The organism is Vibrio sinensis, from assembly GCF_003605645.1.
Lineage (GTDB): Bacteria > Pseudomonadota > Gammaproteobacteria > Enterobacterales > Vibrionaceae > Vibrio > Vibrio sinensis.
Genome location: NZ_QVMU01000033.1, coordinates 39447 through 50150, shown reverse-complemented (window position 1 = coordinate 50150; position 10704 = coordinate 39447). Strand labels below are relative to the sequence as shown.

At 42.9% G+C, this 10704-nt stretch carries 10 protein-coding genes; 5 read left to right on the top strand and 5 right to left on the bottom strand.

Features of this window, described 5'->3' with window-relative positions:
* Window positions 1-353 precede the first annotated feature (353 nt).
* Both DZ860_RS21615 and DZ860_RS21610 read right to left on the bottom strand, forming a co-directional pair.
* On the bottom strand, window positions 354-929 hold the full coding sequence (locus tag DZ860_RS21615) for a uracil-DNA glycosylase family protein (protein WP_120035158.1): 576 nt from the start codon (window positions 927-929) through the stop codon (window positions 354-356).
* Complete coding sequence (locus DZ860_RS21610) at window positions 930-1856, bottom strand: D-2-hydroxyacid dehydrogenase (RefSeq protein WP_120035156.1); 927 nt, start codon at window positions 1854-1856, stop codon at window positions 930-932. It lies immediately after the preceding gene.
* A 70-nt stretch (window positions 1857-1926) separates the two neighbouring features.
* Here DZ860_RS21610 and DZ860_RS21605 point away from each other — a divergent pair, with 70 nt between their 5' ends.
* Window positions 1927-2514 carry a YjaG family protein gene (locus tag DZ860_RS21605; RefSeq protein WP_120035154.1) on the top strand — a complete coding sequence of 196 codons (588 nt, stop codon included), beginning with the start codon at window positions 1927-1929 and terminating at the stop codon, window positions 2512-2514.
* A gap of 32 nt (window positions 2515-2546) precedes the next feature.
* Here the strand turns inward: DZ860_RS21605 and DZ860_RS21600 are convergent, their stop codons facing one another.
* A complete protein-coding gene (locus DZ860_RS21600; protein ID WP_120035153.1) occupies window positions 2547-3623 on the bottom strand; it encodes a CNNM domain-containing protein in 1077 nt (358 codons plus the stop codon).
* A 340-nt stretch (window positions 3624-3963) separates the two neighbouring features.
* Between DZ860_RS21600 and hupA the strand changes: the two genes are divergently transcribed.
* Window positions 3964-4236 carry a nucleoid-associated protein HU-alpha gene (hupA, locus tag DZ860_RS21595; protein ID WP_120035151.1) on the top strand — a complete coding sequence of 91 codons (273 nt, stop codon included), beginning with the start codon at window positions 3964-3966 and terminating at the stop codon, window positions 4234-4236.
* Between the two features lie 48 nt (window positions 4237-4284).
* The gene (locus DZ860_RS21590) at window positions 4285-4980 is read left to right on the top strand and encodes a DUF1481 domain-containing protein (protein ID WP_120035149.1); all 696 of its coding nucleotides are present in this window, start codon (window positions 4285-4287) and stop codon (window positions 4978-4980) included.
* A gap of 73 nt (window positions 4981-5053) precedes the next feature.
* On the opposite strand, the gene purD is transcribed toward DZ860_RS21590, so the two are convergent.
* Both purD and purH read right to left on the bottom strand, forming a co-directional pair.
* Entirely contained in the window at window positions 5054-6343 is a 1290-nt protein-coding gene (gene purD / locus DZ860_RS21585; protein ID WP_120035148.1) for a phosphoribosylamine--glycine ligase, read from the bottom strand.
* A gap of 202 nt (window positions 6344-6545) precedes the next feature.
* Window positions 6546-8138: a bifunctional phosphoribosylaminoimidazolecarboxamide formyltransferase/IMP cyclohydrolase gene (purH, locus tag DZ860_RS21580; RefSeq protein WP_120035146.1), complete on the bottom strand. Its 1593-nt coding sequence runs from the start codon at window positions 8136-8138 to the stop codon at window positions 6546-6548.
* A 272-nt stretch (window positions 8139-8410) separates the two neighbouring features.
* Between purH and zntR the strand changes: the two genes are divergently transcribed.
* On the top strand, window positions 8411-8809 hold the full coding sequence (gene zntR, locus DZ860_RS21575; RefSeq protein WP_120035144.1) for a Zn(2+)-responsive transcriptional regulator: 399 nt from the start codon (window positions 8411-8413) through the stop codon (window positions 8807-8809).
* Between the two features lie 160 nt (window positions 8810-8969).
* Window positions 8970-10532, top strand: a complete 1563-nt coding sequence (gene cadC, locus DZ860_RS21570; RefSeq protein WP_120035142.1) for a lysine decarboxylation/transport transcriptional activator CadC — start codon at window positions 8970-8972, stop codon at window positions 10530-10532.
* Window positions 10533-10704: the final 172 nt, after the last annotated feature.

Below are 10704 nucleotides of genomic sequence, written 5' to 3'. Positions count from 1 at the left end.
AACAGCCTGTTACTCCGGGGGCGTGATGCTTTCAAGGTAGAAAGAAAGTCCCATCCACTCCGCCGCTATTTCGCATTATTTGAAGAAGCCCTAGTCGAAAGACTAGGGCTTTTTTACGTCTGTCGAAAATCAATTATGGAATAAGAAATCGAATTGTCGTTTCGTTGGTTAGGCTGTTATTAGCAAGTTTACTGATTAGAGGCATCAACAGCCGGTCACTCCGGGGGCGTGAAGCTTTCAAGGTAGAAAGAAAGTCCCGTCCACTCCGCCGCTATTTGAAGAAACTCTAATCATTTTTGAGTATTCAAACTTATCCCTTTTGAAAATACCGGTCCTATTTATCCTCAATATTCCTAACGATGAAAAAGGTTCTGGATATGTGTACTCACAAATGGAAGCACCTCGCTTTCAAACCAAGGGTTACGCTTAATCCAGATATTGTTACGAGGTGAGGGATGGGGCAAAGGGATATAACTAGGAGCCCAGTGACGCCACTGCTTAACGGTATCAGTTAAATTCTTAGGTTTATCTTGTAAGTAGTAATTTTGCGCGTACTGACCGATGAGTAACGTCATTTCGATATTAGGAAGATGTTCTAATATCTTCTGATGCCATTGAGGTGCGCACTCTTTTCGTGGTGGAAGATCGCCGCTATTTCCTTTTCCAGGGTAGCATAAACTCATTGGGACTATCGCGACTTGCTCGGGATTGTAAAATTGCTCTTCATCTAGTTGTAGCCAACTGCGTAATCGCACTCCACTGGCATCATTCCATGGTATTGAGCTTTCGTGTACCTTGAGTCCAGGAGCTTGCCCTATAATGAGTAGTTTAGCGCTTGGTGCAGCTTGAATTACGGGGTTTGGACCTAGCGGTAAGCTATTAGTACATAACTGACACTGACGGGCTGACAAAAGAATTTGCTCAAGCATTTAATAACCTTTTGAAAAATCTATAACGTGTTGTAATTCATTACCTTTATGTTGCTTTTTATAGTTCTCTGCAAAGATTTCTACGACTTGATGTGGGAAGCTTACAGCAGCTATATGGGGTGTTACTGTTATCCCTGTATGGGTCCAAAAAGGATGATCAGCAGCTAAAGGCTCTTGTTCAAATACATCAAGATAGGCATGGTTTACGGCATTAGAATCTAAAGCATTAAGCAGAGATCTTTCATCAATGGCCGATCCTCGGCCAACATTGAAAAGTAGTAGTTCTTTGGCATCCAAGAGGGCATCTTGGTTGATAATCCCTACTGTGTTTTTGGTATTCGGAAGCGTGTTGACCAAAATATTCGCTTTAGACACAGCATATTTGAGTTCTTGGATATGGAATACTTCATCAAAAGGAGAGTCTATGGCAGGAATACCACTACTATTGATCCCCATGGTGTGAATGCCTAATGCTTTCGCTGTTTTTGCCAAATATGATCCTATTGAACCTGTCCCAAGGATTAGCATTGAACGTTCGGATAGTGTGCGATATGAGTGTGCTCTCCATTGTCGAACACTTTGCTGATGAGTATAGGTGTTAAAGTGACGACAGTGTTGAATGCAAAATCCCAACACGTATTCAGAGATCTGTTGGCCAAAAATCCCTTTTACATTCGTTAGCGTATAGTCCTGACGTAGGCTATTGTTCATTAGAGCGTCTACACCTGCATAAACAGATTGAACCCATTTTACTTTTGGAAAGTCATTGAACTGCTTGGCTAGCATGGGTGGTGCGGCGAGTAGAATTTGAGCTTCACTACGACGATTTGTGATTTCTAGGTCTGGTAGATTTAGCTTCTTAATCAACTCTTGGTAGGTTTGGTTTGAATCCGTGAGGATGTAGAGCTTTTTTGTAAAATTGTCCATAGGCTTTGCTTTTTTCCCTAATGGTTATCAAGTAAACTGCCGCTGTCTTTTCTTCAATCAATGAGCCATTATGCTACAGAACCCGCTTCAGCTTCGCCTTGAGAAGTTAGAACCTTGGAAACAGATTACCTTTATGGCTTGTCTGTGTGAACGTATGTACCCAAATTACGCAATGTTTTGCGAAAATACGCAGTTTGCTGAAGCGCGTGTTTATCGTGATATTCTAGATAGCGTTTGGGAATTACTAACGGTTAAAAGTGCGAAAGTAAATTTCGAACGTCAGTTAGAGAAACTAGAAGAGATCATTCCTAGCTCTGAGGATTTCGACTTTTATGGTGTTTACCCAGCGATCGATGCGTGTTTCTCTTTATCGACACTTCTGCATGGATTATTGGATCGTGATGATCTTTTTGAAAGTATGCAGAAAGTTAGTCAACAATCAGTGATGACGGTTGCTCAGCTTGAAAGTGCGCAGTTGGAAGAAGAGGTCACTAACGAGAACCAAAAAGATAACGAAGCTGTATGTGAAGAGTGGGATGTACAGTGGGCTATTTTTAGACCTCTAAAAGATGCGATTGAGCGCGATATTGATCTTATCAAAGATCTGCGTTTAGAACTTCGCGAAGAAGGCGTCAGCAATATCGGTGTGAGCCTATAAAAAAAGGGAGCTTAGCTCCCTTTTGTACCTATTTACTGACGTTCATCTTCGTCTTCATCATCGTCACGGCTTTCTCTTACACCATGACGTTTTTTCCATTTCTCCCAACGTTCAAAAGCAAGTTCCTGCATATCGGTTGATTTATCAGCTTCATCAACGATCTCTTCACCAACAAGATGCTCAAAGATATCTTCCAACGTAAGAATACCTTGAATCGTACCATACTCATCGACAACCATCGCGAGTTGCAAACGGTTTGCCATCATCTGATCAAATGCTTTCGGCAAAGGTAAGTTATTAAGTAAGACATGCACTGGGCGCATAACCGCTCCTAGTGTTTTTTCGCCGCTGCCAGCCTGCTGGAGCTTAAATAACTCTAATCTATGCACAAAGCCGACGATATTGTCATTTTGCTCACTGTAGACTAGAGGGCGAGAAAATGGCGTATCTTTGTGTTTAATTAAGAATTCATTAATTGTAATTGCTGCATCAACACGAAAAACAACAGGACGAGGCGTCATCACTTGAGTGACGGGGACATCTTGAATGCCTAATAGGTTGCTTAGGATTTTTGATTCACCCTCCGCAAACTCACCGCTTTCTTTGGCTAAAAGAGCCATTGCAGAAAGTTCATCACGCATTTTTGGCGCAACATGTCCACGAGAGAGACGTTTTGTTATTTGCTCGGAGAACCACACAAATGGTGTTAGTGCCCAAACCATCCAACGTAAGATATTAGCAGCACCTGGTGCAAGTTGACGCCAGTATGTAGCACCAATTGTTTTAGGTACGATTTCAGATAGCACCAGAATACCTAGTGTTAGTACTCCCGAGAATACGCCGAGCCATTCGCTGCCAAACACAACAGCGGCTTGAGCACCTGCAGTCGCTGCACCGATAGTATGAGCGATAGTGTTTAGCGTCAGAATTGAGGCCAAAGGGCGATCAATATCTGTTTTCAGTTTAGATAGCTTTTCAGCTGCTGGATTCTCTTGTTGACGCATCTGCGCTAAATAGCTTGGCGTGATACTGAGCAATACAGCTTCTAAAACTGAACAAACAAACGATACGCCAATAGCGACAGTGACGTATATGGATAGCAATAACATAAAGGTCCTATGTAAAGTTGATACCACGACCAAATCTTGCGCCGAACAACCTAAAAAGGGGTGTTTGACATACCTGGGCATTATTGGTGTGAGTATTTTATATTCGCTGAAACCTCGCAATATCAGGCTTCGTAAGATGTCAGCGCATTATAAATATGGTTAATTTGTGTAAAAATCAAGTTTCATTCACATAGCATAGGCTAACAAATTGTGAGTTATTGCTCATAATGTGGCGAAAAGTCCATCACTAAAGCGCAAGAACGCTTACAAACCTTTGCCAGACAGGGCATTTATGCTTTAGAGTGAACAGAATTCGATAACATATGAGAAGGGAAACCTAATGAACAAGACCCAATTAATCGACTTTATCGCAGAAAAAGCAGATCTTTCTAAAGCACAAGCTAAAGCTGCTCTTGAAGCGACTCTTGGTGGCGTGACTGAAGCGCTAAAAGAGGGCGACCAGGTCCAACTAATTGGTTTTGGTACATTCAAAGTTAACCACCGTGCAGCTCGCACTGGCCGTAACCCAAAAACTGGTGCTGAAATTCAAATCGCTGCAGCAAACGTACCTGCATTCGTAGCGGGTAAAGCACTGAAAGATTCAGTGAAATAAATATTATAAAAGCGTCAAGACATCTGTCTTGGCGCTTATTCTAACACGATGAAAAAAATTCTATTACCCTCACTAATAATTTCTCTTCTATTAGGCTGCTCTTCTAGCAACCCATCTGCAAATTTAGAACAGTATTCTCAATATTCTGGCGGACAGAGTATGGGGGATGCGACCAGTCTATTTTGGTATACCGAAAAACTAACCTCCCCCTACAGTGCATCAGATTATGTTACAGCGGGTGACTATGGGTGGTATCAAACCAGCTATCGCTGGGAAGACGATCAAGTTCGAGAATTAATTCGTGAGGGAGAAAGACGAGATGATGCGTTGGAATTGATTCCGTATCGCATTCATGTCCGTTTTAATAAAACGGGTGAAGCTATTTACCAACAGTATCGTCGAGATGGGCGAGTTCTCCCCCTAAAGTCAGAGACGCTGTCTCAATTGCTTAGTGATGCACAGGTTGTCGCTAAACAAAGTAAGGAACAACGTAAACAAGGGTTACGATTAATCCAAGGTTATTGGGATGGCAGCAGTTTTGAAACGTGTTCAGGTAAAAGCTATTCTAAAATCGAGTTTAATCATAGTTTGCCAAATTTTGTCGTAAACCGTTTGGCTGATGTTGATAGTTATGTTGCTTTTTTAGGAAGTGGTCGCAATAACAAGGTCGTTGTTGAAGAACTGTTGATGCTAGCAAACGATGATCATCACTGTATTGAAAGACCCGAATTGTTAGAAGAGTAGTTGTTAGATTAAAAAAGGCGCATATTGCGCCTTTTTTAATAGGAAGCTAAGACAGTTAGATAGTACTAATCACTTATGCCTTATTTTCTCGTGCTATCGCTCTGTAACCGATGTCATTGCGATGAAACATACCATTCCAGCTAATTTTCTTAGCAAGCTCATAAGCGTGTTGCTGCGCTTCTGAAACACTGTTGCCCAGAGCGGTAGCACAAAGCACTCTTCCGCCATTGGTAACAACCTCACCTTGGTTATTATTCGTTGTTCCGGCATGGAAGACTTTTTGACCTTGGGGCTCATCGGTTGGTAGTGATATCACGTCACCTTTTGCGTAGTCAGCAGGGTATCCGCCGGCAGCGAGGACGATACCGATGGCAGCGCGAGGATCCCAATGAGACTCTGCTTGATCTAGCTTTTCATCGATCGCGAGTAGACACAGATCGACAAGATCAGATTCCATGCGCATCATGATCGGCTGTGTTTCCGGGTCGCCAAAACGGCAATTGTATTCAATTACTTTAGGAGTGCCGTCAGCATCAATCATTAGACCAGCATAAAGGAAGCCGGTATATGGCATTCCCTCTGCATCCATTCCTCGTACCGTTGGATAGATAACCTCTTCCAAGATACGATTATGAATTTCAGGTGTAACAACAGGGGCTGGAGAGTAGGCACCCATACCCCCAGTGTTCGGACCTGTGTCTTTATCACCAACACGTTTATGGTCTTGGCTTGTTGCCATTGGGAGTACGCTTGAACCATCGACCATAACGATGAAGCTTGCTTCTTCACCCTCAAGAAACTCTTCAATAACGACGCGGCTACCTGCTTCACCAAAAACATTCCCAGCAAGCATGTCTTTAATCGCATCTTCTGCTTCTTCAAGAGTCATCGCTACAATGACACCTTTACCAGCGGCAAGACCATCAGCCTTTACGACAATCGGTGCGCCCTGTTCACGAACATAAGTTAACGCAGGTTCAATTTCAGTAAAGTTGGCATAGTAGCCTGTTGGGATTTGATGGCGGGCGAGGAAGTCTTTAGTAAATGCTTTTGAGCCCTCAAGCTGTGCAGCAGCTTTGGTCGGGCCAAAGATAGGAAGGCCCACTTCACGAAAAGCATCAACGACGCCGATAACTAAAGGCGCTTCTGGGCCAACAATGGTTAACTCAATTTTTTGTTCTTGAGCAAAAGCAACCAATGCCGTGATGTCTTCGACATCGATGTTCACATTTTGCAGTTTAGACTCTAGTGCCGTGCCAGCATTGCCCGGTGCAATAAAGACAGTTTCAACATCTGGGTTTTGTGCAGCTTTCCAACCGAGTGCATGTTCACGACCGCCTGAACCAATAATTAATACATTCATGTCTTAAAATCCTTATAGCGTCGTCAGTGTATTAATTTCTGCGTCAAAAGTGCTCATTTATAGTTATAAACTCCGCGCTTTTTCCTTGAACTTAAAGCCACTGACTTGCTCTATGTATTTCAAATATCTAAAAATACTATTTCCTCAAAGTATTGAACGAGTGGCGTTAACGCAGCCACAGCGCTCAATACGAAGAATGGAATTAGTGGCGGAAGTGACGCATGCCAGTAAAGATCATCGCCATACCATGCTCGTCAGCTGCGGCAATGACTTCATCATCACGCATAGACCCACCTGGTTGGATAACACATTTGATTCCCGCTTCTGCTGCAGCATCAATGCCATCACGGAATGGGAAGAAAGCATCGGATGCCATTACGCAGCCCTCAACTTGTAGCCCTTCATCTGCGGCTTTAATCCCTGCAATTTTTGCTGAGTAAACACGACTCATTTGGCCTGCGCCCACACCAATTGTCATATCGCCTTTTGAATACACAATGGCATTTGATTTTACATACTTAGCGACTTTCCAGCAGAATAACGCGTCTTTGAGTTCTTCTTCTGTTGGCTGACGTTTAGAGACAACTTTAAGATCGCTCTCAGAAACCATACCTTGGTCTCGATCCTGAACGAGTAAACCACCGTTCACGCGTTTAACATCAAAGCCTGTCGTCTTTCTTGACCATTCACCGCATTCAAGTAGACGAAGATTTTTCTTTGCAGCGACAATGTTGATGGCTTCTTTAGAGACGGATGGTGCAATGATGACTTCAACGAACTGACGTTCAGTAATCGCCGTTGCGGTTGCTGCATCTAATTCGCGGTTAAACGCGATGATGCCGCCAAAAGCAGAAGTAGGATCGGTTTGATAAGCACGGTTGTAGGCTTCTAGGATGTCTTCACCTAGTGCTACGCCACATGGGTTTGCGTGTTTGACAATCACACAAGCTGGTTCGTTAAATTCTTTTACACACTCAAGAGCGGCGTCAGTATCAGCAATATTGTTGTAAGACAGGGCTTTACCTTGAATTTGACGAGCTGTAGAAACAGAGGCTTCTTCCGGCGTCGCTTCAACATAGAATGCTGCAGCTTGATGACTGTTCTCACCGTAACGCATGTCTTGTTTCTTCTCGAATTGCTGGCTGAATGTACGAGGGAATTTACTCTCGTCATCACCTTCTTTGTTCTCTCCATAGGATGGAACCATGGTGCCGAAGTAGTTAGCGATCATGCCATCGTATGCGGCAGTGTGCTCGAAGGCAGCAATGGCGAGGTCAAAACGAGTTTCTAGGGTTAGAGACTTCTCATTGGCATCCATTTCCGTGATCACACGGTTGTAGTCACCAGCTTTAACTACGATAGCCACATCTTTGTGGTTCTTGGCAGCAGAACGAACCATTGTTGGTCCACCGATATCAATGTTCTCAACAGCATCAGCGAGAGTACAACCATCTTTGGCAACGGTTTCTGCAAATGGGTACAGGTTAACTACGACCATATCGATAGGATTGATACCGTGTTTTGCCATGATGTCATCATCTTGGCCACGACGACCAAGTACACCACCGTGAACTTTTGGATGTAGAGTCTTCACTCGGCCATCCATCATTTCAGGAAAGCCAGTGTAATCTGATACTTCAGTTACTGAGATTCCTTGTTCAGCTAATAATCGAGCGGTGCCACCAGTTGATAAAATATCGACACCACGCTCTGCGAGTGCGCTTGCAAACTCAACAATTCCAGTTTTGTCAGATACGCTGATCAGAGCGCGGCGAATAGGACGAACGTCGTTCATGCTTCCATCTTCCTCAAATTCACGGAGTTAAAAGATATTTGCCAAAAATGAATGGAGACTTATCAGCTTTAAGTGAAAAGAGATAAAATACTGTCCAGTTTTGGTAAAGACCTTTGCCACTCAGAGCAATACAAAGACGTCGAATTCGATGGCGCGTATTCTAACCAATTTATTACATAAAAGCTCGCGCAATCGTTTGGCATCGCAGAAAAAATTGCCAATACCCCTATTTTTGGCGTAAAAAGGTAACAATATAGTTAATAAGGAAAGTTATGTTTCAGATAGGTGAACTAGCAAAACGCTGTGGTGTTACCGCTGATACGTTAAGGTTTTATGAAAAGAATACTTTGATTAAACCAGCGGGTCGGAGCGAGTCGGGCTATCGACTCTACAATGAAAATAATCAAAAGCAGGTCACTTTTATACTTAAGGCAAAAGATTTAGGTTTAAGTTTGGAAGAGATCCGCGAATTACTCGAAATTAAATTAGAGGCGACAGAGCATAGTTGCGCAGAGGTGAAAGCGATTACTTCAGCGAAGCTGGTGGTGATTGATGAGAAAATTGCCGATCTGACGCGAATTCGTGGTGCATTAAAGAAAATCAATGACGCGTGTTGTGGGCATGATAATGATGATGCAAGTCATTGCTCGATTCTCGCAGCTTTAGAGTAGTGCGTGCTGGGGTTATGTTAAGCGATTAACCTTAGTTTTCATTTTTAGCTAGGCGCTTTATTAGGCAAGTTATACAAATGTCCCTATAATTCAGTGGCCGTCGCATAGTGGGGGCACCCACATAAGGCACTGGCGCCTATGATAATGAGAGCCTCATTTTATGGTTGGAATCTATTTTCAGATCAACGATTGGATTTTGAGCGTTGATGAAAATAAGCTGTATCGCCAAGATAGGGAAGTCTCGGTTGAACCACGATTAATCAATTTACTGCATTTTCTGGCTGAACATGCAGGGGAAGTCTTTTGCCGCGACGAACTGATTCAGTACGTTTGGGACGGTGCTATCGTGACCGATCAGGTGGTGACACAGTCTATTTTTGAACTTCGTAAACTGCTGAAAGATGGTCGTGAAGACAGCATTTGTTATGTGGTGACTGTACCGAAACGGGGCTATAAGCTGGTGGCAGACGTCATCACGCTAGATGCCACGCAGTTTCCTTACGGAAAAAAAAGTGAAACCACTTATCATGCAGAGCATGAAACCTCTCCTCCAGAGAGTGCGCCACCTCCTCAAGATATCGCATTTCCAGCCGGCCCTTTGACCCGTGCTGTATGTCAGATGTCGAAGTCAAAGAAAGAAAAAGTCAAAACTAATAAACTGAATTATCGCCGGCTTAATGCACTTAATGTCTTATGGATTAGTGCATTGGTTATTGTTATGGGCGTATTCACGTTCAAACAATCAGAAGTTCGTATCACTCGTGCTATCGACACTCACTTGATTGAATTTAAGTATCAAGATGATTTTAGTGATGCGCTGAGTTTTGAATTAGCTGATGGCTTTACTCAAAAACTCATGTCGGACATTGCTCAAGTGACTGATTATCGAGTCTTACTGCAAAAAGCGGCGTTTACTTCAGGCATTGTTCCTGGAAAATCGGTGATTGTTCGTGTCAAAGACAATGGTGGCAATAGTTTCTTAGAAGTAGAGTATCGAAATAATGCTTCTGAGAAAGTGCTGTTTAGTCGTCAATACTCTTTAACCAGTCAGCATCTTAGTTCTGTCTTATACCAAGCATCGTTTGATTTGATGCGCGTTCTGAATGTGCCGGATGCAAAACAAAAAGCACTGGCTTTGAATGTGGGTATGCCAATTGATCCTAAAGCATTAGAGCTATTTATTCAGGCTAATCACTACTTGAATGTTTCTGATGTGAAGCAGTTTAAGCACGGCATCGATTTACTCGAAGAAATATTACAGATTGAGGCTGAGAATACGTATGTTCAGTCTGAGTTATTGATCGCTTATCACGTACAAAAAGCCTTGGATTCAGACATCGAACTGGCGAGGAGTCGAGTTCAAGACCTTAGTGATGGGTTAGAAAACCAGATCGTCACTATGAGTGGCCCGATTCAGCCTCGGATTTATGAAGCCTTAGCTTTGCATGAAACGATCCAAGGTGACCTTAAGTCTGCTCAGCATCATCTTAATGAAGCGTTTGCATTGCGTCATTCGGTTATGTCGTATGTTATCAAAGGAAAACATGCTGAATTGAATGGTAATCTTGATGCTGCAAGTGAAGCTTATAGCGAAGCTTTTTATATTGATACATCGGTTGAGACTTATTTGTTGTGTGAAAACTTAGTCTTTCCAAGCAACATGAAAGCGATTGATTATTCGATGTACCGCTCCGTTCATCCGTCTGTGGTACGTATGCTTTGATTCTTACTATTTGGTAGTGCAAATAGCGATACGAACCAATCACTAACTAGAATGTAGCGTAATAGAACAGTTATAGAGGCCCTTACTTCGGTAAGGGTTTTTTTATGTGTGCTTTATGAGAGCCAAATGTAAGCAAAGCATTTATGTCTAACGCCAACCCGCTGTGGCTGAA

Bases quoted from the DNA above. Each gene is read 5' to 3' on its own strand.
- zntR (WP_120035144.1), top strand. From the start codon at position 8,411: ATGTTTCAGATAGGTGAACTAGCAAAACGCTGTGGTGTTACCGCTGAT.
- hupA (WP_120035151.1), top strand. From the start codon at position 3,964: ATGAACAAGACCCAATTAATCGACTTTATCGCAGAAAAAGCAGATCTT.
- DZ860_RS21605 (WP_120035154.1), top strand. From the start codon at position 1,927: ATGCTACAGAACCCGCTTCAGCTTCGCCTTGAGAAGTTAGAACCTTGG.
- cadC (WP_120035142.1), top strand. From the start codon at position 8,970: ATGGTTGGAATCTATTTTCAGATCAACGATTGGATTTTGAGCGTTGAT.
- purD (WP_120035148.1), bottom strand. From the start codon at position 6,343: ATGAATGTATTAATTATTGGTTCAGGCGGTCGTGAACATGCACTCGGT.
- DZ860_RS21600 (WP_120035153.1), bottom strand. From the start codon at position 3,623: ATGTTATTGCTATCCATATACGTCACTGTCGCTATTGGCGTATCGTTT.
- purH (WP_120035146.1), bottom strand. From the start codon at position 8,138: ATGAACGACGTTCGTCCTATTCGCCGCGCTCTGATCAGCGTATCTGAC.
- DZ860_RS21610 (WP_120035156.1), bottom strand. From the start codon at position 1,856: ATGGACAATTTTACAAAAAAGCTCTACATCCTCACGGATTCAAACCAA.
- DZ860_RS21590 (WP_120035149.1), top strand. From the start codon at position 4,285: ATGAAAAAAATTCTATTACCCTCACTAATAATTTCTCTTCTATTAGGC.
- DZ860_RS21615 (WP_120035158.1), bottom strand. From the start codon at position 929: ATGCTTGAGCAAATTCTTTTGTCAGCCCGTCAGTGTCAGTTATGTACT.